Below are 25358 nucleotides of genomic sequence, written 5' to 3'. Positions count from 1 at the left end.
CTAGAGGGGAAGGTAACTGAGCGGGGTCCTCAGCAGGCCCGCCTGGCCGTCGTCCGCGCCGCGCGAGACGAAGGCCCCGACGAGGGCGCTGGCGGCGGCCAGCGCCGCCACCGTCGCGATCACCGCCGTTCGCCGGCGGGCCATCCGATGGCGCCGGCTCGGCGCCTGAAAAAGTATGAGGCTCCCGTGGGACGCCGCACGGCTGCTCCTGAGCATTGGCTTCGCCTCCCGACCGCGGACTTCACGCCCGCCGTCAAATGAACGCCGGCGTGGCTGCGGGCGTTCCCCTGCGGAGCATTCAACCTTCGCCGTTGCGCCAAGTTCGGTCGCAAGCTCGACCGCACACAGGCTTGTGAAGCGGGCGTCAAAAAAACTTCTGAGAGCCGGGAACGGACGTCTGGACGGTGTGTTTAATCCCGTGCGGAGGCGGCGACGCCCCCCCCGACTTGAGACTGGCGATCATGCCAGTCTGCCGTCTCCGCACCCCTTTTCTCGATGATGCACCACTTCGGCGGGCCCCAGGGCCCGCCTTTCTTATGCGCCCCGCTATTTCGGCGGCCGCATCTGCAGGATCACGTCGACGCGCCGGCGCAGGGGCTCGGCCCCGGCGGCGGTGACCGCGCCCTGCTCGCCCGCGGCCGCCAGGCGGAACTCGGCGGCCGGCAGCTTCACGGCCGCAAGGGCGGCGGTGACCGTCTGGGCCCGGCGCTTGGAGAGCTCGAGGTTGGCGGCGGGCGCGCCCTCGGCGTCGGCCAGGCCCATCACCACCACCCGCTCGATCTCGCAGCCGGCGGTCTCGCTGGCGGCCTGGGCCAGCACCGTGCGGCCCTCGTCGGTCAGCTCGTGGGAGCCGGGCTGGAAGTAGATCTGCACCGCCGTCTCCACGCAGCGCGGCGGGGCCTTCACCAGCCGCTCGCGCCCGCCCAGGCCCGCGCAGCCGGCCAGCGCCGCCGCCACCGCGACCGCCATGACGAGTTGGTTCGTCTTCACGCCTGTCCTCCACCGCACACGAAAAAAGGGGCGGCCGACCGGTGTCGACCGCCCCTTTCTCTTAAGGGTTGTCGAAGGCCTGCGCCTAGTAGCGCGGAGCCCCGTTCTCCCAATAGTAGCGGCCGCTCGCCGGGTCGTAATAGTAGTAACGGCCCGCGGCCTCGTCATAGTACTGCCTGCGGTTCGGCACGGCCGCGCCGCAGCCGCCATCCTCGCGGCAGCCCTTCACGGCGCCGGCGACGCCGCCGACGGCGGCCCCGATGGCCGCGCCGGTGCCGGCGTCACCTGCGCCGACGTTGTTGCCGATCACTGCGCCGGCCAATGCGCCCAGGGCGGCCCCGCCGGCGGCGTTCGCCTCGACGTTGCCCGTGGTGGTGCAGGCGCTGGCCAGCAGGCCCGCGCCCGCGAGGGCGATCAATGGTCTGAGCATATGGCTCTCCTTGAGCTTGTCCCCGGCGCACCCAACGCGGCCCGGCTCCGGGCGGTTCCGGAACCGGCGCACGGCCACGCCGTTCAGCCAGCGACCGTATCCTCGGAGCGACACCCCATGTTCGACCGCCGACATAGACCGCATCCGGCCGAGGCGCACGCGGCGCCGGGGCCGGGCCTGGACACCTCCGACCTGAAGGAAGCCTACCGGCTCGGCCGCAAGGACGAGCGGGCGCGCCGCAAGCGCCACCCGATCCTGATGACCGTGCTGGTCCTGCTGGCGCTGGCCGGCGCGGCGTTCATCGCCCTGGCGGTGATCAACGGCTCGTTCGGGGACGCCGGCCAGGTGGCCGACCACAACCTCTCCGTCGCCGCCGAGCGGGCCGAGCCGGCCGTCCGCGGCGCCGCGGGCGAGGCCGCCGAGACCCTGCGCGGCGTCGGCGCCGCCGACGAGGCCCCGCCGCCCGCCCAACAACCGGCGACGCAACCGGCCTCCTAGAGGCGCCGCAAGCCCGGGGGAGGGGCATTGCAGACCATCCGGCTCGCCCATCTGTCGGACATTCACTTCGGCTACGAGAACGAGCCCGCGGTGGCGGCCGCCCGGGACTGGTTGTGCGCGGAGAAGGTCGACCTGACGATCGTCAGCGGCGACATCACCCGCTGGGGGGAGGCCTCGGAGTTCGCCTCGGCCGCCGCCTGGCTGGAAACCCTCCCCGGACCGAAGCTGGTGACGCCCGGCAATCACGACGCGCCCTATCTCGCGTTTGCGGAGCGGCTGTTCACGCCCTTCGCCCGGTTCGAGCAGATGATCGGCCCGGCGCGCGGCCAGACCTTCCTGAGCGACGGGCTGGCGGTCCGGGGCGTGAACACCGCCCGCGGCGTCCAGCCCAGGATGAACTGGTCCAAGGGCCAGATCTCGCGCCGGCAGGTGGCCGACACCACCGCCTGGCTGGGCGGGCTGCCTGAGGCGCCGCTGCGCGTCATCGTGTTGCACCACCCGCTGGTGGAGATGCTCGGCGGGCCGATGACCGGCAGGGTGTGGGGCGGGGCCGCCGCGGCGGAGGCCTTCGCCCGGGCCGGGGCCGACCTGGTGTTGTCCGGCCACATCCACGCCCCCTTCGCCCTGCCCTACGGCTACGGCGACGGACGCACCTATGCGGTGGGGGCGGGCACGCTGTCGGTGCGCGAGCGGGGCGTCGCGGCCGGCTTCAACAGCATCGAGGTGGACGAGAGCGAGGTGCGGGTGACGGCGCTGGCCTGGACCGGCTCCCATTTCGAGGCCTCGCGCAGCTGGTCGCTCGACCGGCGCCGGCGAGGATCGGCGGAGGCGGCGGAGCGCGCGCGCCCGCAGACGGCGCAGGCCTGACGGCTCCCCCTGTCGTCATCGCCGGGCCTGTCCCGGCGACCCGGCCCGCAGCGGGGGAGCCGCCTCATCAGGATGGGCGGCCGGCATGACGCCGGCGATGACGGGGTTGGAACGTCCGGGTGGCTACAACGACCGGCCTCGCATGAAGTGCATGACCAGGGACGCCAGGAAAAGCACCAGGAAGATGAAGAACAGGATCTGGGCGATCGCCATCGAGGCGCCGGCGATGTTCGTAAAGCCGAGAAGGCCGGCGATCAGGGCGACCACCAGAAAGGTCAAGGCCCAACCAAGCATTTGAGCTCTCCTTACGGGCGTGTCTCGCGGGGAAGGTCCCGCGTCTAAGGCAACGCTCGTAAGGGGCCGCTGTTCCGGGTTACGACTTGCCGGCGGTCTTGCCGGCCACGAAGGCGCTGACGATCGCCGCGACGATCTTGGGATTGCGCAGGGCGACCACGCCGGCGGCCACTGCGGCCGCGGCGGCCAGGATCGGCTTCTCGCGGGCCAGGCCGATGATGCGGTCGGCCGGCCCCTGTTCCTCGACGGCCTTGGGCTCGGCCTTGCGCAGGGCGATCAGCGCCGTGACGGCGGCGATCAGCGCAGCGATGGCCGCGACAACGGCCGCGGCCCCGGGCCGGCCGAGCGGACCTTCCAGCAGGGCATAGAGGGCGAAGGCGGAGGCGACGACGGCCGTCATCACCGTCGCCGCCGTCAGGGCGACGGCGACGGCCGCTGAAAGGATGCGTCGGATCAACGGCGACGGCCGCCGGCCAGCAGCAGGCCCAGGATCACGCCCACGCCCACGGCGATGCCGGTGGACGCCAGCGGCTTCTCCTTCACCCGCTCGACGACATAGCGCTGGGCTTCGTCGAGCTGCTGCCCGGCCGTGTCGGCGTAGGCGCGGCTCTGGGCGCGCAGGGTCTCGAGGCTGTCCTGCACCGTCCTCTCGAACTTCTTCGCCGCTTCGTTGAACGAGCGCTCGACCGTGGCGAGCCCGTTGGCGTTGGCGCCGGCGGCGGACCCGGAGGTCGCGGTGGTGTCGGTGTCTTCAGCGGCTTCGACGTTCGCGGCCATGGTGCTTCTCCAGGTTAAGGGGGCTCCTCGCGCGGGCGTGAGGCGCTCCTCAAACGTGGACAAGCTAAACCGGTTCCGCGCGGGCGCAACCCGGCGGAGCATTCCGGGTCCAAACGCAGGTTCGCCTTGCATCGTTCCTGTCGCATCGGCGGCGGCGTTTCCCTATGTTGCCCGGATGGATCAAGCCAAGCCCGGCCAGACCCTCGATCGCGAGCAGCTGGAACTCGCCCTGCACGTCGCCGGTCTCGGCGAGTTCGAGTGGGACCGCCGGCGTGACGTGCTGATGGTGTCGGCGCGGATGGCGGCCATCGCCGGGCTGCCGCCGGGCGAAGTCACGGCCGACGGCGGCGAGGTGCTCTTCCGCACCGCCCACGAGGACGACCGGGAGCTGGTGCGCCGAGAGCTGCAGGCCTGCCTCGGCGGCCGCACGCCGTGCGACTTCGAATACCGCCGTAACGACCCGCGCGGCGGGCTGCGCTGGGTGCGGCTTGCGGCGGTTGTCGCCGACCCCGGCGGGGACTGCATCATCGGCGTCGTGCAGGACGTCACCGAGCGCCGGCTCGAGGAGGAGCAGCGCCACACCCTGATGGCCGAGCTGGACCATCGGGTGAAGAACGTGCTGGCCGCCGTCCAGGCGCTGGCCTTCCAGACCGCCAAGCGCACCAGCAGCCTGGATTCTTTCCTGACCACCTTCGCCGGCCGGCTGAAGTCCATGGGCTCGGCCAACGAGCTCCTGACCGCCGCGCGCTGGCGGGGCGCGGCGGTCGATCACCTCTGCGCCGCCGAGCTCGGCGGGATCGCCCCCGGCCAGACCCGCTGGGAAGGGCCGGAGCTGTTCCTCACCCCGCGCGCCGCCAACGCCCTGTCGCTGGCCCTGCACGAGCTGGCCACCAACGCCCTGAAGTACGGCGCCCTCTCGACCGAGCGCGGCCGGGTCGAGGTGCGCTGGACGCGCCAGCCTGACGGCGGCTTCGAGCTGACCTGGACCGAGAGCGGCGGGCCGATGGTCCGCGCGCCGACCCACCGCGGCTTCGGCTCCACCCTGCTGGAGCAGGTGACCGGCCGCGAGCTGAACGGCGAGAGCCGCGTCGAGTACCGGCCCACCGGCGTGCGGGTGCAGCTTCGCGCCGGCCCGGCCGCCGTGGTGGCCCGGCCCGAGACCGTGCCGGAGGCGCCGGCGGCCCGCGCGCCCGAAGCCGCGGCCGCGGCCTCCGGGCCGGCCGACCTGACCGGCTCGCGGGTGCTGATCGTCGAGGACGCGGTGCTGCTGGCGCTGGAGCTGGAGACCGGCCTGTCGGAAGCCGGCGCCGAGGTGATCGGCCCCGCTTATGAACTCGAGGAGGCCATGGCCCTGCTCGACCGCCACATCGACGCCGCCGTTCTGGACGCCAACCTCAACGGCCGCTCGGTCACCCCGGTGGCCGAGGTGCTGGCCGCCCGCGGCGTGCCCTTCGTCTTCGCCACCGGCTACGGCGAAGCCGGCGGCGCCCCCTCCGGCTTCGAAGCCCCGATCATCCGCAAGCCGTACGACGTCACCCAGGTCGCCTCCGCGGTGGCTCAGCTGCTCCGGCGGGCGGCGTAGCGAAAGACCTCTCCCGCCGCGCGGCGGGGGGAGAGTCTTTAATCAGATCACCGCCTTCGCCCGCAGCGCCTCGATCTCGGCCGGGCTCATCCCCGCCACCTCGCGCAACACCGCCTCGGTGTGCTCGCCGAGGGCGGGGCCGGGCCAGCGGACGCGGCCGGGGGTCGCCGAGAGCTTGGGGAAGGCGTTCTGCATCTTGATCGGCCCGAACACCGGGTGGTCGGTCGTCACGATCGCCTCGCGGGCCTGGAACTGCGGGTCTTCCAGCATGTCCGGGGCGCGATAGATCCGCCCGCAGGGCACGCCCTTGGCCTCCAGCAGGGCGAGCAGGTCGGTCAGCGTCCGTTGCGAGGTCCAGTCGGCGATGAGCGCGTCGAGCTCGCCCTGGCGGGCCCCGCGAGCGGCGTGGGTGGCGTAGCGCTCGTCCGTCGCCAGCTCCGGCCGGCCCATCGCCTCGGCCAGGCGGGCGAAGACGGTGTCCCCGTTGCCGCCGATCAGGATCATCTCGCCGCCGGCGCAGGGATAGACGTTGGACGGCGCGATGCCGGGCAGGATGGAGCCGGAGCGCTCGCGCACGTAGCCGGTGAGGTCGTACTCGGTGACCAGGTTCTCCATCACCGCCAGCACGCTCTCGTAGAGGGCCGCGTCGATCACCTGGCCGCGTCCGGTCCGCTCGCGGGCGTGCAGGGCCATCATGATCCCCATGACCGCGTGCATGGCGGCCAGCGAGTCGCCGATAGAGATGCCGGCCCGGGCCGGCGGGCGGTCGGGCTCGCCGGTGACGTGCCGCAGGCCCCCCATCGCCTCGCCGATCAGGCCGTAGCCGGCCCGCTGCGAATAGGGGCCGGTCTGGCCGAAGCCGGAGACCCTGGCCATCACCAGGCGGGGGTTCTCCGCGGCGAGGCTCTCGTACGAGAGGCCCCATTTCTCGAAGGTGCCGGGCCGGAAGTTCTCGACCACCACGTCGGCCTTGCCGATCAGGGTTCGGGCCAGCGCCTGGCCTTCGGCTTTGCGCAGGTCGACGGTGACCGACTTCTTGTTGCGCCCGATCACCGGCCACCACGGCGAGAGGCCCTGGGGCAGGCTGCGGCCCCACTGGCGCATCGGATCGCCGCTCTTCGGATCCTCCAGCTTGATCACCTCGGCCCCGAAGTCGCCGAGGATCTGTCCGCAGAACGGGCCGGCGATCAGCGTGCCCATCTCGATGACCCGCAGGCCGGAAAGCGGCCCCTCGGCGGCGGAATCGGTCATGGCGTCCTTGAGGAAACAGCGTGGAACAGGGTAGGCGGAGCTTGAGTTCTCAGCCCGCGCGCGGCGCAAGCTGGAGCCTGCCGGGCCACGGCTTGTCAATCTGGAGCCCCTATCGATGCGCCAACTCCGCCTTCCGGTCGCCAGCGCCGTCCTGCTGCTGGGTCTCGCCGCCTGCGGGCCGCAGCCGCGCGAGCAGGACGCCGGCGCCCCCGCCGCCGAAGCGCCGGCGCCCGAGCCGGCCGCCGCCGCCGCTCCGGCGTCGATGCCCGCCGCCGACTATGTGGCCACCGCCGGGGTCGCCGACCTCTACGAGATCGAGGCCGCCCGCATCGCCGAGGGCCGCTCGCAGAACGACGAGGTCAAGGCGCTGGCCAAGATGCTCGCCGCCGAACACGCCAAGTCGGCGGAGGACCTGAAGGCCGCCGTCTCCCAGTCGGGGCAGAACCTGGCGATCCCGGCCGCGCTGCCGCCCGACCGCCAGGCCCAGGTCGAGGCCCTGAACGCGGCCACGCCGACCGACTTCGACGCCGTCTGGCTGACCCAGCAGGTGCAGGCCCACGAGCAGGCCCTGACGCTGCACCAGCGCTACGCCCAGAACGGCGAGGCGCCCGCGCTGAAGGCCTTCGCCGCGGCCACCGCCCCGGTGATCCAGCGCCACCTGGACCAGGTCCGGCAGCTGCGCGACCGCACCATCTCGGCGCCCAGCGCCGCCGCCCCCGCCCCCGGAAGCCCGCCGGCCGCAGCCGTCCAACCGGCGCCGGGGCCGGCGCCGGCTGCGGCTCCGGCCACGCCGGCGACCCCGCCGCCGAAGGCGGGGCCTGCGCCCGCCCCCAAGTGATCCCGTCAGGGCGCGCGTGTCGCCGATGCGTAGACGGTGGCGGCCGGGCCTTGGCGCCCCGGCCCGCGCGGGCTAGGCAGCGGCCATGGCCAGCCTGATCTTCGAGCTTCCCGTCGCCGCCGTCCCGGTCGAAGGCGAGGGCCTGTTCCCCGTGCGCCGCATCTACTGCGTCGGCCGCAACTATCAGGCCCACCGGGTGGAGATGGGCGGCGCCGCCGACGACCGCAGCCCGCCGTTCTTCTTCTCCAAGCCGGCCGACGCCGTCGTCCCGCCGGGCGGGCCGGTCCCGTACCCGAGCCAGACGTCCGACCTGCACCACGAGGTGGAGCTGGTCGCCGCCATCGGCCAGGCGGGCCAGGATGTTCCGGTGGATCGGGCGCTGGAGCTGGTGTTCGGCTACGGCGTCGGCGTCGATCTCACCCGCCGCGACCTGCAGGCCGGCGCCAAGAAGCGCGGCGAGCCCTGGGAGGCGGCCAAGGGCTTCGACGCCTCGGCCCCCATCTCGGCCATCCGCCGCTGGTCCGGCCCGGCGCCGCAGGGGCGGATCCGCCTCGCCGTCAACGGCCACATCCGCCAGGACGCGACCGTCGCCGACATGATCTGGAACGTCGCCGAGATCGTCTCCGAGGCCTCCAAGCTGTGGCGGCTGGAGCCGGGCGACCTGATCTTCACGGGAACGCCGGAGGGCGTTGGCCCGCTGGTCCGCGGCGATAGGGTCGAGTGCGACGTCGAGGGCGTCGCGGCCCTCAGTTTCGAGATCACCTGATGGTCTACACGCTGCACAGCGCCTGGCGCGCGACGGCGCCCTACCGCGTCCGCATCGGGCTGGCCCTGAAGGGCGTCGATTACGACTACGTCCCCGTGGACCTGATCAAGGGCCAGCAGCGCGAGCCGGCCTACAAGGCGGTCAATCCCCAGGGGCTGACCCCGGCGCTGGACATCGGCGAGCTGGTGCTGATCCAGAGCCTGGCGATCCTCGAGTGGCTGGAGGAGACCCGGCCCGAACCGCCGCTGCTGCCCAAGGATCCGCTGGATCGCCAGATCGTGCGGACGATGGCCCTGATCATCGCCTGCGACATCCACCCGCTGAACAACACCCGCGTCGGCCGCTACCTGAACAAGGAGCTGGGCGTGGAGCAGGCGGCCTGGATGGCCTGGATCCACCGCTGGATCGCCGACGGTTTCGATGCGTTGGAGCCGATGGTGGCCGAGCACGGGCGCGGCTTCGCCTTCGGAGAGACGCCGACCTTGGCCGACTGCTGCCTCGTGCCCCAGGTCTATTCCGCCAGGCGATACGAGGTGGATATCTCCGCCTATCCCGCGATCGTGGCGGCGGCCGACCGGGCGGCCGCGCTGCCGGCCTTCGCCGCCGCCCATCCCGACCGTCAGCCTGATGCGGTGCTTTAGAGATGCTCGACGACCTGAAGGACAACAATCGCCGCTGGGCCGAGCGCAAGGTCTCGGCCGACCCTGGCTTCTTCAAGCGCCTTGAGGCCCAGCAGAGCCCCAAATACCTGTGGATCGGCTGCGCCGACAGCCGGGTGCCGGCCAATGAGATCGTCGGCATGGATCCCGGCGAGCTGTTCGTGCACCGCAACGTCGCCAACCTCGCCCCGCCGCAGGACGCCAACTACCTGTCCGTGCTGCAGTTTGCGGTCGAAGTGCTCAAGGTGGAGCACATCCTGGTGGTCGGCCACTACGGCTGCGGGGGCGTCGCGGCGGCCATCGACGGACAGCGCCGCGGGCTGGTGGACCACTGGCTGCATCCGATCCGTGAGGTCTACGGGACGGCGAAGACGCAGCTCGAGGCCCTGCCCGAGCGGGAGAAGCACGACCGGCTCTGCGAACTCAACGTCATCCGGCAGGTGAAGAACGTCGGCTCCGACGTCTTCGTCCAGGACGCCTGGGCCCGCGGGCAGAAGCTCAGCGTCCACGGCTGGGTCTATTCGATCTCCAACGGCCTGGTGACAGACATGGACGTCACCGTCGCCAGCGCCGCCGACGTCGAGCGCCTCGAGGTCAAGCCGCGGCTTTAGGAACGCTGAGCTGGCCGGTGACCGGTTGCGCCGCTAGGCGCTAGCTGTCACCTCGCACAGCGTGACAGGTAGCGGCGCCGGCGCCGCAACCCGATCGCGGGGCTCACCCGCCCTTCACCCGCACGCGCGCTTCGGCGGCCCGGCCCTGCGCGTCGACGACGGTGACGCGGTAGAACCCCGGACCGGCGGGGCGCCAGATCACGCGGCCGCTGATCGGGTCGGGCGCGAGCGGCCGGCCTTCGACGTACCAGCTGAGGTCCTCGCCGCCGGCGGCGAGGGCGAGGCCCCGGGCCGCGGGGCCGAACGCGTCCACCTGCACCTGGGCGTTGTCGGGCGGGAAGATCAGCCGCGGCCCGTCGACGACGGGCTTCAATTCGGCCAGCGCCTGGGGCGCGGAGCTGGGGGCGATCGGCCGGGGCGCCGCCGGCGGTGCGTGGATCAGGTCGGCGACGCCGAACAGCAGCGGCAGGGCCGCGTCGCGGCCGGTCAGGCCCCCGCGGGCGCCGCCGTCCGCCCGGCCGGTCCAGACGATGATCACGTGCCCGCCGACCACGCCGGCCGCCAGCGCGTCGCGGAAGCCGTAGGAGGTGCCGGTCTTGTAGGCCATGGCGGGCCGGCCGCGGGTCAGGGCGGCGGGGCTGAACCCCTGCGGCGGCGGGGTCTCGCGCAGGATGTCCAGCACCTGGACCGCGGCGTCCTCGGCGACCAGCCGTCGACCGCGTTCCCTGCGGCGCCGCTTCGCCTCGTCCTCGGTCCAGGCCAGCGGCTTGGCGACGCCGTCGTCGGCGAGGGCGGCGTAGAGGACGGCGAGGTCCCGCAGGCTGATCCCCACCCCGCCCAGCGCGATGGCCAGGCCCGCCCCGCGGCTGTCGGCCCGCGGGCGGACGAGGTCGACCCCGGCGCCGGCCAGCCTCGCCTCGAAGGCCGAGGCGCCGACCTTCTCCAGGGTGGCGACGGCCGGCATGTTGAGGGACTGGGCCAGCGCTTCGCGGACGCTGACCTTGTCGTGGAACACCCGGTCGAAGTTCTCCGGCGCGTAGTCGGCGAAGCGGCGGGCGGCGTCCTCGATCTGGGTGTCGGGAGCGGCGATCCCGTCCTCGAAGGCGAAGGCGTAGATGAAGGGCTTCAGCGCCGAGCCGGGGGAACGGCGGGCCCGCGTCATGTCGATCCAGCCGCCGGGGCCGGAGAGGCCCGACGAGCCGACCGCGGCGCGCACCGCCCGGCCCTTCACCTCCACCACGAGGATGGCGACGCTGGTCTCCGGGCCCTGAGACCTTGCGGTCGCGGCGGCGAGCGGCTCGAGCCGGGCCTGCAGCGCGGCGTCGAGGGTCGAGACGACGCTCGCCTCGCGCCGGTCGGCGCCGCGGGCCAACTCGCCGGCCGCGTGCCAGGCCAGCGCCGGGAACGGGGCGCGGCCCGGCAGGGGCTCGGCCTCGGCCTCTGCGGCGGCGGTCTCGGTGATGCGCCGTGTACGGATCATCTTGTCGAGTACGGCCCGGCGGGCGTAGCGCGCCGCCTCGGGCCGGCGGTCGGGGCGGCGGGCCTCGGGCGCCTGGGGCAGGGCGATCAGCAGGGCCTGCTCGGCGTCGGTCAGGCTCTCCGGCTCGTGGCCGAAGTAGGACAGGCTGGCCGCCCGCACCCCCTCCAGGTTGCCGCCGTAGGGAGCCAGGGTGAGATACATCGCCAGGATCTCGCGCTTGGAGAACCTCGCCTCCAGCTGCACGGCGCGGACCATCTCGATCAGCTTCGAGGCCAGGGTGCGGGGCCGAGGCTCCAGCAGCCGCGCCGTCTGCATGGTCAGGGTCGAGGCGCCGCTGTCGATCCGGCCGCTCAGCGCCGCCTGGGCCGCCGCACGGGCGACCGCCAGCGGATCGACGCCCGGATGCAGCCAGAAGCGGGCGTCCTCGATGGCCACCAGCCGCTCGACGAACCGCCGGTCCGTCCGCTCCAGGTCGGCCCGCAGGCGCCATCGCCCGCTCTCCACCGGCAGCGCGCGGAGCCACGCGCCCTTGCGGTCGAGCACGACCGCGGAGGCCTGCTCGGCGCGGGTGAGGTTCGGCGGGAAGACGGCGTCGAGGGCGGCGACGGCGACCAGGGCGGCGATCACCGCCCAGGCCGGCTTGGGGACGCGGCGGAGTGTGCGCCACCCTTCTCCTCCCCCTCTGGGCGAGGGGGACCGCCGAAGGCGGTGGAGGGGGCCTGCGGCGGGCGCTGAGTCTCCTGAGGCTATGGCGGCGGCGAGCCCCCTCCACCACTTCGTGGTCCCCCTCCCCCAAGGGGGGAAGAGAGGCGTTCGCGGCCACCTCACCCTATCCCCCCGGGGCGATGGTCGTCCGGCGCGCGGCGGTGCGGGCGGCCAGGGTCGGGCGGTACATGTCGCGGGCCTCGACGCCCGGGAGGAGGAAGTCGCCGGGGGTCACGGCTCTCGCGAGGTAGGCCACAGCGAAGGTCTCGCCGCCCGGCAGGTCCATGGCGGCGACGTAGCGGTCGTCGCGGGCCTCCTGCACGTCGGCGTAGCTGAGCTCGCCGAGGAAGCGGAAGGGCCCGTTCTGGGCGTCGTCCGCCCCCAGCACCGCCTCGATCTCGAAGCCGGCCGGCAGGGGATCGTCGACCACCAGGGCGGTGGTCCGCGACTGGGCCGAGCGGCCCTTGATCAGCACGATCACCCGGTCGCCCTGGCGCAGGGCGCCGGCATCGGCCGGATCGCCGGACAGGGTCAGCACCTGCTTGGAGACCGTCAGCCCCGTGCCGCCCGCCATCGGCGCGTCGATCGGCGTGCCGCGCACCGTCACGGTGCGCCAGAGCGCGCCGGAGCCGGCGTTGACGAACCGGGCGTCCGCCAGCCGCCCCACCGACCAGCGGGGCGAGCCGCCGGCCGCCTGCAGCGGGGTCGCGCCGTTCGCCTCGATGCGGATCTGGCCGGCGGCCCGCAGCATGTGGTGGGCGGCCTGCAGCAGGCGGGCCTGCTCCTGGGTGTTGAGCAGATCCGGGTCTTTCACTGCGTTCTCCAGCCGGCCCTGCAGGCTGCGGGCGATGTCGGTCTCGCCGGCCTCGTAGGCCAGCGCGATCACCGCGGCGACGTCGCGCAGGGGGCTCTGGTACCAGTCGCTCTCCTCGCGGTAGCCGAGCGAGCGGACCGCCGCGCGGAAGCCGGAGCGGGCCCGGGCCCGGTCGCCCATCAGAGCCAGGCCGGCCGCGACCTGGGCCTTGGCCAGCGGCGCGGGCTCGGACTTCATCTGCACGTCGTGCCACCACCGCAGGCGGGCGAGGTCGCCCTGACCGCCCTTGGCCAGGACGTAGAGGGCGTAGGCCGAGGCCCGCCGGCGCAGCGCCGAGGTCGCCTCGCGCGAGGCCGCCGGCGAGCCGGCCCACCACTCGGGGTACTCCAGGCGGTAGGAGACCGACGCCCAGCCCTCCGGCCGGGAGATCTGCCGCATGGCGGAGAGCGCCCGGTCGAGCGCGGCTTTGGGCACCGGCGCGCCCAAACGGTTGGCCTCGATCAGGAAGTCGGTGGTGTAGGCGCCGAGCCAGGCGTCGGCCTCCGCATCGCCGACCCGCCACAGGCCGAAGGCGCCGTCCATCGACTGGCGGTCCAGCACCCGGCCGACGGCCTGGTTCAGGGCCGGCGTCGCGCGCCTTACCTTCGGGTCGGCCGAGAGCTGTCCGGCGTAGAGCAGCGGATAGGCGGCCGAGACCAGCTGCTCGGTGCAGCCGTAGGGGTAGCGCGACAGCGACTGGGCGATGGGCGCCGGGTCGAAGCCGCGGAACGGCGAGTAGCTGACCGTCAGGGTGACGTCCCCGGCGGCCAGCCCCGAGAGCAGGGCGGACGAGGGGGTGAACGCCTCGCCGGGCTTCTGCAGGCTCACGGTCGTGCGGGTGATCGGGCCCCAGCCGAGGCGGGTCTGCAGGGGATAGTCCCGGGCCGTCTGGAAGTCCGGGCCGGCCACCTTGAAGCCGACCTTGCCGACGCCGGCCCGGCGCGGGGCGTCGAAGGGGATCCGTTCGGCCTCGCGCTGGCCGAGCACCAGCCGGAACAGCTTGCGGAACTGGGCCATCAGCCCGCCCTGGGAGACGACCTCGGCGGTGTAGTCGCCGGGCCTGCCCTCGAGGTTGTGCAGCTCGAGGGTGGCGAAGGCCTGGTCGCCAGGCGCCATGAACCTGGGCAGGGCGAGCTCGGCCACCACCGGCTCGCGGGAGACCAGCGGCTTGGACGCCGCGCCGACGGCCTCGTCGGTCCAGGCGACCACCATCAGCCGAAGCTCGCCATTGTAGTCCGGGGCCGGCAGCCGGACGGTCGCCTTGCCGCCCGGACCGGTCTCCACCAGTCCCGACCAGAGGGCGACGGTGCGGATCGGGGTGGCGGTCAGCCCCTCGCCGCCGACGCCGTCGGCGCCGAAGTTGACGTTGGCCGGCGCGCCCAGGTTCGGGTCGAGCAGCCGGCCGTAGTCGTCGCGGTAGTCGAGGCTGAGGGCCTGCTTGCCGAAGTACCACTTGGCGGGATCGGGGCTCTCGAAGCGGGTGATCCGCAGGATGCCCTCGTCCACGGCGGCCACGGTCACCCGCGCCTTGCCGCGGAAGCCGGCGCCCTTGATGGTCAGCGGCACCTCCAGCTCCTGCTTGGCGTGCATCTTGGCCGGCGTGCCGATGTCGACGGCGAGCTTGCGGCTCTTCGGGTCGAGGGGGACGTAGACCAGGCCCAGCGCCCGCCTGGGCTTGGGCGATGCGACCGGGTCGCGCGGCTGGATCACGCTGACCAGGACGTAGGCCCCGCCGCCCCAGGCGGCGCTGGTCTTCAGCTTGACGGTGCGGCCGTCCTCGCTGACCGGGACGGTCTGGAAGTCGATCAGCCGGTCGGTGGCGACGGCGATCTGGGCCTCGCCCGCGTAGGGGGCCTTGAAGGTGATCTCGACGGTGTCGCCCTGGGCGTACTCGCGCGAGCCGGCGCTGACCCGGACCACGTCCGGCGCCTCCACGTCCTTGGCCGGCGCGCCCCAGCCGGAGGCGAAACGGATGACGGTGGAAGCGCCTTCCGGTCCGGTCAGCTCCAGCCGGTAGTCGCCCCATCCGAGCCGGCGGGAGATGCGGGCCGGCGCGCCGGCGGCGACGTTCATGGGGCCTGCGGCCACCACCACGTCCCGGCTCGTCCGGCGCCACTGCCAGCGGCCGTCCTGCTGGAACCAGTCGTAGTTCCAGGTCTCGCTGATCAGGCGGTAGTTGACCGCCTGCGCCACGACCCGCCGCCCGGCGGGGTCGACGGCGATGACGTCCATGTTGACCAGGGGATCGCTGCGCCCGGACGTCTCGCCGAGGTCGACCTTCACCCCGAGATAGACCGGGCGGTTGCGGACCTTCAGCTTCAGCCCCTCGCGCACCGGCCGGCCGCCCGGCTCGAACACCGAGGCCACGAACTCGGCTTCCAGCGGCTGGGCGGTGTCGTTCTCGGCGCCGGCGTTCACCTGGATCACCGCCCGGCCGTCGCCGTCGGTGACGGTCTCGCCCAGCTCCAGCAGCCGCTCCTTGAAGGGGTCGCGCTGGTCGCCCCACTGGTAGCCCTCGTGCTGCGGGAACGGGTTGGGATCGACCCGCAGGCGGGCCTCGCCCTGGGTGGTCAGGCCCGAGCCCACCGCGCCGTAGAGGAAGCGGGCCAGCACCTCGACGGGCCGGGTCTCGCCCGGGGCCATCGGGACCGCCTCGCGGCCGGTGGCGGTGACCGCCAGGCGCTGGGGCGCGAAGTCCTCGACGTTGAAGCTCATCTCGCCGGCCGGCTCGGCCATGCCCTCGATCTCGAGCGCCACCTTCCAGACGCCGCGCGGGGCGCTGCGGGGCAGGGCGATGTCGGCCCCGGCGTAGCCCATCGGCGTGTCCTTGAAGCCGTAGCGGACCAGCTCGACGCCCGAGGGCCGGCGCACGACGATGTAGCCTCTGCGGTCCTTCACCGCCCGCGCCTCGCGGTCGCGCAGCAGGGCGTTGACGTGCACCGTCTCGCCCGGCCGGTAGATGCCGCGGTCCGAATAGAGATAGCCGTCCACCAGGCCGGCGGCCGTGCGCCCGGCGGTGGTGTCGGTCCGCCCGCCGATGCCCTGCCGGGAGAGGTCGGCCGGCGGACGGTCGAGGTCGAGCACCGCCAGGTCGCCCTGAGGCCCGTAGGCCATCACCATCTTGGCCTTGGCCGCGTCCTCGCCCTCCAGCAGCGGGCGGTCGAAGCGGACCCGGCCGGAGCCGTCGGTCTTGCCCTCGCCCAGCTCCTCGCCGTTGGCCGCGACCAGGGTGACGCGCAGGTTCGGCAGGGTCTTGGCGGTCTTCAGGGAGCGGACCACCACGTCCAGCGCCTCCGAGCCGTCGTAGGCCGACAGCGCCATGTCGGTGAACATCACCCAGCGCCGCGCCTGGGCCGGCGGGTTGGGGTCGTAGTCGTCCTCGCTGTCCGGATCGGCGGCCAGGCCGCGGCCGCCGGAGGCGTCCTTGGCCTTGATGACGTAGCCGCCCGGCTTCATCTCCTTCAGCACCGCGCCGAGCGGGAAGACGGTGGTGACGCGCTCGCCGGAGACGCCGTTCACCGCCACCTCGCCCTTCCAGACCAGACGGCCCTCGCCCTGCGGGCTGTCGTCGCCCCAGTCGCTGGCGTACTCGCCCTCGGCGGTGGGCTCGGGCGCGGAGATGGACTTGCGCACCAGGTTGCGGTCGACCACGCGCCAGACCTCGATGGACAGGCGCTGGACGTTCACCGTCTCGATGCCGATGCCGTCGGCCTCCTCGCGCGGCAGGATCACGCCCTCGCCGGCGAAGCCCACAAAGGGCGGCTTCTCGCCGAAGGTGAAGGGCACCTCGGCGTTCTGCGCCAGCGTCTCTCCGCCCCGGGCGGGCAGGCCCTTCAGCAGGGTGACGGTGCGGTCGGTGAAGCCGATGCCCGCCACGCACAGCTCAGAGCCCTTCACCTGCACAGCCGGCTTGGTTGGCAGCTCCGGCGAGACCAGCACGAAGTCGCCGTAGGATTTGGCCGGGTCCAGCGCCCGGCTCATCTCGATGCAGGCCCTGGGGTCGGGCCCGGAACTATCGATGCGCGAGCGCCAGACCGCGAAGCCCTCGGGCTTGGCCGGGCCGGACCGGCGCGCGTCCTTCGCCCGCGGCTTGCCGAACAGGCTCCAGCCCTCGCCGGCTGGCTCGCCCGCCACGGCAGCGGGGGCGCGGCCGGGCAGGACGCCGTCGAGCGCGGTGGCCGTCAGCGCCCCGCCGCCGAAGGCCGCGGCGACCAGACCCACGGCCCAGACCGCCGGCAGCCGGCGCGCGAGGATGCGGCGCCACCAGGGCGCGCCGGATGCTCCGGACTCGTCGCTCGACATCAGCCCCTCCCCGCTCGACCCTCGATTGAGATGGGACGGTAAAGCCTGTTCGGCGTCAACGGGCGCGCCCTCTCACCGCTCATCCCGGCGAATGCCGGGACCCAGATCCGAGGCGTTAGCGGCGGCTGGATGGCCGCCGCGCTTGTGGAACCCGCCTCAGCGTTCGCCACTCTGGGACCCGGCATTCGCCGGGAGTGAGCGGAGGGGGGTGAGCTCTCGCGCCGAACGCTTCCCCGAAACCCGCGATATCCGGGAAGAATTCACCCTTGACGGGCGTGGCTGTGGTCGGGATTGCTGCGCGCCAGCCGGCGTCGCGAGAGAGACGCCTTCCCGACGCATTCAAGGACGCGACGCCCGACCCATGAAGAAGACGCTGCTCGCCGCCGCCGCGGTCGCCGCCCTCAGCCTCTCGATCGGCGGGGCCAGCTCGGCCCAGGCGCCGGCCCGGCCCACCGCGGCCGAGGCCAAGGCCTTCGTTGACAAGGCCGAGAAGGAGCTGGAGGCCCTGAGCCTCTACGTCAACAAGTCCTCCTGGGTGCGGGCGACCTACATCACCGAGGACACCCAGTGGCTCGACGCCAAGGCGAGCGGCGAGCAGAAAGAGCTGGCGACGCGCCTGGCCATGGAGGCGGCCCGGTTCAACGGCGTGCAGACCGACCCGGTCACCGCCCGCAAGCTGAAGCTGCTCAAGCTGTTCCTCACCCTGCCGGCGCCGAACCGTCCGGGCGCGGCGGGCGAGCTGGCCACCCTCGAGGCCAAGCTGGACTCCGTCTACTCGACCGGCAAGTTCCAGCACGGCGGCAAGCAGATCACCCTGAACGACGCCGAGGACATCCTGCGCGAGAGCCGCGATCCGGCGGTGACCAAGGCGGTGTGGGAAGGCTGGCGCACCGTCTCTCCGGTGATGCGCAGCGACTACGCCAAGCTCGTCTCCCTGGCCAACGAGGGCTCCAAGGAGCTGGGCTTCGCCGACACCGGCGCGCTCTGGCGCTCCAACTACGACATGGACCCCGACGCCTTCGCCGCCGAGACGGACCGGCTGTGGGGCCAGGTCGAGCCCTTCTACAGGAACCTACACTGCTACGTGCGGGCCCGGCTGAACGAGAAGTACGGCGATGCAGTGCAGCCGCGCACCGGCCCGATCCGCGCGGACCTGTTGGGCAACATGTGGGCCCAGCAGTGGGGGAACATCTACGACATCGTCGCCCCGAAGACCGCCTCCGAGAGCTACAGCGTCACCGACCTGCTGGTCGCCAAGGGCTACGATCCGCTGCGGATGGTGAAGACCGGCGAGAACTTCTACTCCTCGCTGGGCATCGCGCCCCTGCCGCAGACCTTCTGGGAGCGGTCGATGATCACCCGGCCGCAGGACCGCGAGGTGGTCTGCCACGCCAGCGCCTGGAACATCGACGGGCGCGACGACATCCGCATCAAGATGTGCACCAAGGTGAACGCGGAGGACTTCGTCACCGTCCACCACGAACTCGGGCACAACTACTATCAGCGCGCCTACAAGGATCAGCCCTACCTGTTCAAGGGCGGGGCCAACGACGGCTTCCACGAGGCGATCGGCGACTTCGCCGGCCTGTCGGCCCTGACCCCGACCTACCTCCAGCAGATCGACCTGCTCGACAAGCCGCCGGCGGCCGACCAGGACATCCCGTTCCTGCTGGACATGGCGCTGGACAAGATCGCCTTCCTGCCGTTCGGCCTGCTGGTCGACAAGTGGCGCTGGCAGGTGTTCGCCGGGCAGGTCGGGCCGGACCAGTACAACGACGCCTGGTGGAAGCTGCGCACCCAGTACCAGGGCATCGTCCCGCCGGGCCCGCGCCCGGCCGACGCGTTCGACCCGGGCGCGAAGTACCATGTGCCGGGGAACACGCCGTACACGCGCTACTTCCTGGCCCACATCTACCAGTTCCAGTTCCACCGGGCGGCGTGCAAGCAGGCCGGCTGGAAGGGGCCGCTGCACCGCTGCTCGGTCTACGACCAGAAGGCGGTGGGCCAGAAGTTCAACGCGATGATGGAGATGGGCCAGTCGCGCCCGTGGCCCGAGGCGCTGGAAGCCTTCACCGGCGAGCGGCGCACCGACGCCAGCGCGGTGGCGGACTACTTCAAGCCGCTGGACGCTTGGCTGACGCAGCAGAACCGCGGCGAGAAATGCGGCTGGTGAGGCCGCGCTGACCGAGCGGCGGCGCGTTTTGTCGCGCCGCCGTTAACTCTGATCGCCGCGAGTTTGTTCAGCATTTTTGGCCACCCTGTCCTCGGGTAAACCTAGGATAGGGCTGGGCTGTGGACGTCGAAGGCAAGTCGCAACGGGCGCTCTCGTGGCCGCGCGCCATCGGCGGGACGCTGGCGCGCCTTCGCCGCGACCAGAGCGGCGGCGCCGGCCTGATCTTCGCCCTCGTGGCGATCATGGTGCTGATCCCGATGGTGTTCGTCGGCACCAATCTGTTCATCGCCGTCGGCCAGCACGCCAAGCTGCAGGACTCGCTGGATGCGGCGACCCTGTTCGTGGCCCGCTCCAGGATCACCGACGAGGCGGAGCTGGCGGCGATGGGCGAGCGCGCCCTGCGGGCCAACCTCGAGCTCGTCGGCGGCGCCGAGAACGTCCAGCTGCTGGAAGCCAGCTTCGTGCTGGTCGAGGACGAGGACGGCGAGCGGATCGTCGGCTCGGCCAAGGTCAAGCCCTGGGTGCCGGTCACCTGGTGCAAGGTGCACAGCACCGATCCCTGGTGCTTCACCTCGCGGCCGATCGGGGCCAGCACCACCGTGGTCCGGGCGGTCGACAAGATCGAGGTCGCCCTCGTGCTCGACAACACCGGTTCGATGAACCAGGAGAACCCGACGCGGATCTCCATCCTGAAGACCGAGGCGGCCAAGCTGGTCGATTCGCTGGCGGCCATCGGCCACGAGACGGGCGATGTGAAGATCTCGCTGGTGCCGTTCTCCAACACCGTCCGGGTGGTCGAGAGCGTCGACCTGGACAGCTACAATCCCAACAATCCGACGGCCTCGGGCGTGCCGGACTTCATCGACCCGGTGGCGCGCAGCATGGGCGGCAACAGCTGCGGCGGGAACACCAACGGCAACAACGGCGGCGCCTACAACCTGTTCGACTGCGCCGCCGACCGGTTCGCCCTGATGAAGGCCATTGGCGAGGACTGGAAGGGCTGCGTGGAGTCCCGCCACGAGGACTACGACATCTCGGAAGCCGGGAGCGACAACAACTGGAAGTCCCGGTTCGTGCCCTACTTCTGGCCGGACCACGTGGACGCGGCGTCGCACACCTCGACGAACGACTACCTGCGGGACATCGACACCGGCGCCAGTAACAAGAACCAGTATCGAACCGAGCAGAAGCGAACCGCGAAGTACACGAACAGCCGCTGGCACGCGAACCGGAAGGGCAACACCTTCTCTCTGGGGTCCGGATTCGGCGGCCCCTATAACTTCGGCCCGAACGCCGGCTGCGAGCTTCAGCCGCTCATCCGGCTGACGACCAACGCCGAGACCGTGAAGACCGCCATCGGCAAGATGAACGCGATCGGGCAGACGCACATTCCGATCGGCCTCGTCTGGGGCTGGCACACCCTCTCGCCGGCCAACGTGGGCCCCTACGGCGACGGCGCCGACTACGACTCGCAGGAGACGAAGAAGTTCATCATCCTGATGACGGATGGTGACAACACCAACCTGATACCCAGCCCCAACCAAGCGTACAACACCTACAACGAGAGCTACTACGGCGGTTACGGCTTCACTTGGCAGCGGATCCTGAAGGGGCTGGACACCAGCAACACCGGCGACCGCCAGGAGGCGATGGACGAGCGCCTGATCGAGCTGTGCGACGCGATCAAGGCGAAGGGGATCATCATCTACACGATCGGCGTCGTCGCCTCGGCGAACTCGCAGGAGAAGCTGTCGAACTGCGCCTCGAAGCTGCGCGGCCAGACGCTCTACTTCGACGTTTCCAAGACCTCCGATCTCGGCCCGGTGTTCCAGAAGATCGCCGGCCAGATCAGCCAGATGCGCATCGCGCACTGAGGCGCCCCGCCTCCTCCGATCCGCTCATCCGGGCGAAGGCCGGGACCCAGATCCAAAGGCGCGGCATGGGCTGGAAAGGCGCTGCGCGCGAGGAGCCCGCGTCTGAGCCCGCCATTCTGGATCCCGGCCTCCGCCGGGACGACCGGGTCAGGGAGCGCAGCTGTGCAGGCGCCGGCCGTGGGGCGGTCCCGGCGTCAGGCGCGCAGGCCCGGCCCGGGTTCGGCCCCTTGCGCGGCCCACACGGACTGGACGCAGGCGAGCAGGGCGTCGGCCGTGACCGGCTTGGTCACATGGCCGTCGGCGCCGGCCTCGGTGGAGGCCAGGGCGTGCTCGGGCATGGCGTTGGCGGTCAGGGTGTAGATCGGCGCCGGCCGGCGGCCCGCCTCGCGCTCCAGGGCGCGGATCTCGCGGATGGCGGTCAGGCCGTCCATCACCGGCATCTGCATGTCCATCAGCACCAGGTCGAACCGGGCGTCGGCGGCGGCCCGCACCGCTTCGGCGCCGTTCTCGACGCAGGTCAGGTCCACGCCCGCCGCCCCGAGGATCAGCTCGACGACGCGGCGGTTGGTCGGATGGTCCTCGGCCAGCAGCACGCGCATGGCGCCGAGCGCGTCGCCGGGCGCATCGCCCCGGGCCGGCCGCGTCTCGGCCGGGTCGCAGGGCGGCAGCGGCAGCGTCAGGGTGAAGGTCGCCCCGCGGCCGGGTTCGGCCCGGCCCTCCAGCGTCCCGCCCATCGCTTCGGCGAGCGAGCGGGAGATGGCCAGGCCCAGGCCGGTGCCGCCGAACTTGCGGGTGATCGAGCCGTCCGCCTGCTGGAACCTGGCGAACAGGCGCGAGGCCGTCTCCTCGTCGAAGCCGATGCCGGTATCGGAGACCTCGAAGACCAAGCATCCTTCCGCCTCGCGGACCTGCAGGGCGACCTTGCCCGCGCCGGTGAACTTCACCGCGTTGCCCAGCAGGTTCGAGAGGATCTGCCGCAGCCGCGTGGCGTCGCCGAGGCGCCAGCCCCCGGCGCCGGGCGCGACCGTGGTCTCGAACCCCAGCCCCTTGGCCTCGGCCGAGGCCTCGAACAGCGCCGCGCAGGCGGCCACCGAGGCGCCCAGGTCGAAGGGCTCGGACTTCAGCTCCAGCCGCCCGGCCTCGATCCGCGCCAGGTCCAGGATGTCGCTGAGCAGCGCCTCCAGGGTGCGGGCCGACGTCTCGATGATGCCCACCATCTCCGCCTGCCGCGGCGAAAGCGGGGTGCGGGCCAGGGCGCCGGCGATGCCCATCACCCCGTTCAGCGGCGTGCGGATCTCATGGCTCATGTTGGCCAGGAACTCGCTCTTGGCCTTGTTGGCGGCCTCGGCGGCCTCCTTGGCCTTCACGAGCTCCAGCTCGGCGCGCTTCTGCTTGTCGATGTTGCGCAGCACGCCGACCGTGCGGATCACCTTGCCGTCTGCGTCCTTGATCGCCTCGACGGCCGAGTAGACCCACTGATGGGGTCCATCCGGCTGCATCATCTTGTAGACCTGCCGGAAGGGCTCGCCGTGGCGGACGTGCCGCTCCCAGGCGGCGATCGCCTCGTCGCGGTGCTGCGGGTGGACCGAGCGCCAGATGTCGCGGCTGAGGTCCTCGTAGGTGGTCGAGGGCGTCACCTGCTCGTCGCCCGCGGCGCTGAGCTGGCGGCGCATGTAGTCCATCTCCCACATGCGCAGTTCGCCGATCTCGAGGGCGAGCTTGAGCCGCTCCTCCGAGCGTTGGGACTCCTCCAGCGCCTCGCCCATGCGGGTGACGTCGACGCTCATGATCAACAGGCCGCCGACCTCGTCATCGCCGTTGCGCCACGGATTGACCTCGACCCGCACCCAGCGCGTCGAGCCGTCCGGCGCCTGGATCTTGAGCCGGTCGTGGTGCTCGGACTTCCCCGTCAGGCAGCGCTGGTAGACGCCGGCCCAGCGGCGGGTGTCGGGGAAGGCCTCGAACAGGTGGCGGCCGACGACCGCATCGGCGCTCTGCTGCATGCGCCATCGGGGGCTGGCCTGGATGATCGTCAGGTCCCGGTCGGTCATGCACATGGCGACGGGCGCGGCGGCGACGAAGCCGGCGGCGATCCGCTCGGCGTGGGAGGCGGCCCGGGCGAGGTTCTTCTCGGTGACGTAGCGGCCGCACTCGTCGGCGGCGAGGGCGGCCAGGTCCGTCAGGTTCTCGACCACCGCCGCGTCGTAGGCGCGAGGCTCGGTGTCGGCGACGACCACCGCCCCGATCCGCTCCCCGCTGGCCAGGGTGATCGGCGCGCAGGCGTAGAAGCGGGTGTACGGCGGTCCCGCGACGAAGGGGTGCTCGCGGTAGCGGGGGTCGGCCCGGCAGTCCTCGATCCACATCACCTCGTCGCGCTCCAGGGCCGCGGTGGAGATGGACTGGGCGGTCGGCAGGAAGTGTTTGGGCGCGCCGGTGACGCCGGAGTGCCAGGTGCGCTCTGCGCCGGCGATGACGACGTCGCCGCCCACGGTCCCCGCCTGCCGCCGGGCCAGCCGGGCGATGCGGGCGAGCTTCGGCCGCAGGCTTTCGAGATCGAGTTTCTCGAGGGCCGCCAGCCGCTCGAGATCGCGCGGGCCCGCGTTGACGCTGTCCGGCATCGCCTCTCCCCCCGTACTTTGCGGGGGAGCATGGCTGACGCGCGTTAAGGATAAGTTGGCCTTCTACTCAGAGTAGGCGGATCTCGCGCAGCCGTTGCTGCAGGAAGGCCTCGGCGGTGATCGGCTCGGGGTAGCGGTTCAGCCGCTCCGGCTCGATGCAGCCGGGCAGGGTCTCGATCCGGTAGTCCGGATTGAAGTGCAGGAAGAAGGGCGTGGAGTAGCGCGGCACGCCGCGCCGCTCCGGCGGCGGGTTGACCACCCGGTGGGTGGTCGAGGGCAGCACGTGGTTGGTCAGCCGCTGCAGCATGTCGCCGATGTTGACCACCAGCGAGCCGGGCGCCGGGTTGATCGGCAGCCAGCGGCCGTCGCGGTCCAGCACCTCCAGCCCGGCCTCCTCCGCGCCCAGCAGCAGGGTGATGACGTTGATGTCCTCGTGCGCGCCGGCCCGGATGTGCGGCCCGTCGAACGGGACCGGCGGGTAGTGCAGCAGGCGCAGGATGGAGTTGCCGTCGCTGACGGTGGGCCCGAAGAAGCCGCGCTCCAACGACAGGTGGGCGGCGATGGCCTCCAGCAGCCGCCGGCCCATGGCGTCGAGCGCCTCGTAGAGCCAGCCGACGGCGGCGCGGAACTCGGGGACCTCGGCCGGCCAGACATTGTCCGGCATCAGCTCGCGGTAGCGGTGGCCGGGCGGCAGCTCGCGGCCGACGTGCCAGAACTCCTTCAGGTCGTGGTGGGCCGCGCCCTTGGCCGTCTCGACGCCGAACGGGGTGTAGCCGCGCTGGAAACCCTGGCCCGTCACATAGCGGCGCTTCACCTCCTCCGGCAGGGCGAAGAAGGCCTTGGCGGCGGCGAGCGCGGCCTCGATCTTCTCCTGCGGCAGCCCGTGGTCGGTGACGACCGCGAAGCCGTAGCGCTCGAACGAGCGGCCGAGGTCGCCCGCGAAGGCGTCGAAGTCGGACCCGAAACGGGCGAAGGAAACAGGCTGGATGCCGGCCGGCGCCGGAACCGAACCTTGACTGTAAGCGTTGGCGGCCGGAGGGACATCCACCGGAGTAGATTCATGCGTCACTGGACCAGCCTCGCGCCCTGCCTTGCGGCTGCGGCGGCCCTGGCCGCCTGCACCACCGTCGACCCCTACACCGGCGAAACCGTCCGCAGCAACACGCGCACGGGCGCCCTCGTCGGGGCCGGAGCCGGCGCCCTTCTCGGCTACCTGACGAACACCAACAAGAGTGAAGAAGGCCGCACCAACGCGCTGATCGGCGCCGGGGTCGGCGCGCTGGCCGGGGCGGGCGTCGGGACCTACATGGACCGCCAGCAGGCCGAGCTTCGCCGGGAGCTGGCCGGCACCGACGTGCGCATCCGCCGGGACGGGGACAACATCCATCTCGACATGCCCGGCGACGTGACGTTCGACTTCAACCGGACCGAGATCAAGCCGCAGTTCGTGCCCGTCCTCGACGACGTCGCGCGGGTGCTGAACCAGTATCCCTCCACGCTGGTGGACGTGATCGGCCACGCCGATTCCGTCGGCGCCGACGACTACAACCTCGACCTGTCCCGCCGTCGCGCCAGCTCGGTCGCCGACTTCCTGGTCAACCGCGGCCGCATCCTGCCCGACCGCCTCTATGTCGACGGCCAGGGCGAGCGCTATCCGATCGCCTCCAACGAGACCGAGGCCGGCCGCGCGCAGAACCGCCGGGTGGAGATCGTGCTGCGGCCGTTCCGGGGCTGAGGCGGCGAGAGTCCCTCCCCTCCCCCGACGCGAAGCGCGAGGGGAGGGTAGGGAG

The 25358-nt window shown here is 72.2% G+C and carries 21 protein-coding genes; 10 read left to right on the top strand and 11 right to left on the bottom strand.

The window, feature by feature from the left end; genetic code table 11:
- The 3 genes from ACFSC0_RS06225 to ACFSC0_RS06215 form a co-directional block, all read right to left on the bottom strand.
- Positions 1-144: a hypothetical protein gene (locus ACFSC0_RS06225; RefSeq protein ID WP_377282492.1), complete on the bottom strand. Its 144-nt coding sequence runs from the start codon at positions 142-144 to the stop codon at positions 1-3.
- A 402-nt stretch (positions 145-546) separates the two neighbouring features.
- Entirely contained in the window at positions 547-990 is a 444-nt protein-coding gene (locus tag ACFSC0_RS06220) for an OmpA family protein (RefSeq protein ID WP_377282493.1), read from the bottom strand.
- A gap of 85 nt (positions 991-1075) precedes the next feature.
- Positions 1076-1420 (bottom strand): YMGG-like glycine zipper-containing protein, encoded by a 345-nt coding sequence (locus ACFSC0_RS06215; protein ID WP_377282494.1) that lies wholly within the window; start codon positions 1418-1420, stop codon positions 1076-1078.
- Between the two features lie 117 nt (positions 1421-1537).
- Between ACFSC0_RS06215 and ACFSC0_RS06210 the strand changes: the two genes are divergently transcribed.
- Positions 1538-1918 carry a hypothetical protein gene (locus ACFSC0_RS06210; protein ID WP_377282495.1) on the top strand — a complete coding sequence of 127 codons (381 nt, stop codon included), beginning with the start codon at positions 1538-1540 and terminating at the stop codon, positions 1916-1918.
- A gap of 27 nt (positions 1919-1945) precedes the next feature.
- Positions 1946-2785 (top strand): metallophosphoesterase family protein, encoded by an 840-nt coding sequence (locus ACFSC0_RS06205; RefSeq protein WP_377282496.1) that lies wholly within the window; start codon positions 1946-1948, stop codon positions 2783-2785.
- A 123-nt stretch (positions 2786-2908) separates the two neighbouring features.
- On the opposite strand, the gene ACFSC0_RS06200 is transcribed toward ACFSC0_RS06205, so the two are convergent.
- From ACFSC0_RS06200 to ACFSC0_RS06190, 3 genes are all read right to left on the bottom strand, one after another.
- A complete protein-coding gene (locus tag ACFSC0_RS06200) occupies positions 2909-3079 on the bottom strand; it encodes a DUF1328 domain-containing protein (RefSeq protein WP_377282497.1) in 171 nt (56 codons plus the stop codon).
- A gap of 79 nt (positions 3080-3158) precedes the next feature.
- A complete protein-coding gene (locus tag ACFSC0_RS06195) occupies positions 3159-3536 on the bottom strand; it encodes a hypothetical protein (RefSeq protein WP_377282498.1) in 378 nt (125 codons plus the stop codon).
- Positions 3533-3856, bottom strand: coding sequence for a glycine zipper domain-containing protein (locus tag ACFSC0_RS06190; protein WP_377282499.1), 324 nt, complete (start codon positions 3854-3856; stop codon positions 3533-3535). The genes ACFSC0_RS06195 and ACFSC0_RS06190 overlap by 4 nt, the downstream gene beginning before the upstream one ends.
- A 175-nt stretch (positions 3857-4031) precedes the next feature.
- On the opposite strand from ACFSC0_RS06190, the gene ACFSC0_RS06185 reads away from it, so the two are divergent.
- The gene (locus tag ACFSC0_RS06185; protein ID WP_377282500.1) at positions 4032-5438 is read left to right on the top strand and encodes an HWE histidine kinase domain-containing protein; all 1407 of its coding nucleotides are present in this window, start codon (positions 4032-4034) and stop codon (positions 5436-5438) included.
- A 42-nt stretch (positions 5439-5480) separates the two neighbouring features.
- Here ACFSC0_RS06185 and ACFSC0_RS06180 read toward each other — a convergent pair whose 3' ends face one another.
- Entirely contained in the window at positions 5481-6689 is a 1209-nt protein-coding gene (locus ACFSC0_RS06180) for a CaiB/BaiF CoA transferase family protein (protein ID WP_377282501.1), read from the bottom strand.
- Positions 6690-6804: 115 nt separating this feature from the next.
- On the opposite strand from ACFSC0_RS06180, the gene ACFSC0_RS06175 reads away from it, so the two are divergent.
- The 4 genes from ACFSC0_RS06175 (at position 6805) to ACFSC0_RS06160 (ending at position 9563) form a co-directional block, all read left to right on the top strand.
- A complete protein-coding gene (locus tag ACFSC0_RS06175) occupies positions 6805-7527 on the top strand; it encodes a DUF4142 domain-containing protein (RefSeq protein WP_377282502.1) in 723 nt (240 codons plus the stop codon).
- Between the two features lie 85 nt (positions 7528-7612).
- Entirely contained in the window at positions 7613-8293 is a 681-nt protein-coding gene (locus tag ACFSC0_RS06170; RefSeq protein ID WP_377282503.1) for a fumarylacetoacetate hydrolase family protein, read from the top strand.
- Complete coding sequence (gene maiA, locus ACFSC0_RS06165; protein WP_377282504.1) at positions 8293-8934, top strand: maleylacetoacetate isomerase; 642 nt, start codon at positions 8293-8295, stop codon at positions 8932-8934. The genes ACFSC0_RS06170 and maiA overlap by 1 nt, the downstream gene beginning before the upstream one ends.
- Before the next feature lie 2 nt (positions 8935-8936).
- Entirely contained in the window at positions 8937-9563 is a 627-nt protein-coding gene (locus ACFSC0_RS06160) for a carbonic anhydrase (protein WP_377282505.1), read from the top strand.
- 103 nt (positions 9564-9666) lie between these two features.
- On the opposite strand, the gene pbpC is transcribed toward ACFSC0_RS06160, so the two are convergent.
- Together pbpC and ACFSC0_RS06150 are read right to left on the bottom strand one after the other, a co-directional pair.
- On the bottom strand, positions 9667-11670 hold the full coding sequence (pbpC, locus tag ACFSC0_RS06155; protein WP_377282506.1) for a penicillin-binding protein 1C: 2004 nt from the start codon (positions 11668-11670) through the stop codon (positions 9667-9669).
- A gap of 202 nt (positions 11671-11872) precedes the next feature.
- On the bottom strand, positions 11873-16903 hold the full coding sequence (locus ACFSC0_RS06150) for an alpha-2-macroglobulin family protein (protein ID WP_377282507.1): 5031 nt from the start codon (positions 16901-16903) through the stop codon (positions 11873-11875).
- Positions 16904-17264: 361 nt separating this feature from the next.
- Between ACFSC0_RS06150 and ACFSC0_RS06145 the strand changes: the two genes are divergently transcribed.
- On the top strand, positions 17265-19076 hold the full coding sequence (locus ACFSC0_RS06145) for a M2 family metallopeptidase (protein WP_377282508.1): 1812 nt from the start codon (positions 17265-17267) through the stop codon (positions 19074-19076).
- Between the two features lie 119 nt (positions 19077-19195).
- Positions 19196-20950, top strand: a complete 1755-nt coding sequence (locus ACFSC0_RS06140) for a hypothetical protein (RefSeq protein ID WP_377282509.1) — start codon at positions 19196-19198, stop codon at positions 20948-20950.
- Positions 20951-21144: 194 nt separating this feature from the next.
- Here the strand turns inward: ACFSC0_RS06140 and ACFSC0_RS06135 are convergent, their stop codons facing one another.
- The gene (locus ACFSC0_RS06135) at positions 21145-23568 is read right to left on the bottom strand and encodes an ATP-binding protein (RefSeq protein WP_377282510.1); all 2424 of its coding nucleotides are present in this window, start codon (positions 23566-23568) and stop codon (positions 21145-21147) included.
- Positions 23569-23635: 67 nt separating this feature from the next.
- The gene (locus tag ACFSC0_RS06130) at positions 23636-24616 is read right to left on the bottom strand and encodes an isopenicillin N synthase family dioxygenase (protein WP_377282511.1); all 981 of its coding nucleotides are present in this window, start codon (positions 24614-24616) and stop codon (positions 23636-23638) included.
- A gap of 12 nt (positions 24617-24628) precedes the next feature.
- Between ACFSC0_RS06130 and ACFSC0_RS06125 the strand changes: the two genes are divergently transcribed.
- Entirely contained in the window at positions 24629-25303 is a 675-nt protein-coding gene (locus tag ACFSC0_RS06125) for a YiaD family glycine zipper/OmpA-like lipoprotein (RefSeq protein WP_377282512.1), read from the top strand.
- Positions 25304-25358: the final 55 nt, after the last annotated feature.

This window comes from Phenylobacterium terrae, from assembly GCF_042681205.1.
GTDB lineage: Bacteria > Pseudomonadota > Alphaproteobacteria > Caulobacterales > Caulobacteraceae > Phenylobacterium > Phenylobacterium terrae.
Note: the sequence above shows the minus strand (reverse complement) of the source record. Positions and strands in the feature narration are given on the sequence as shown.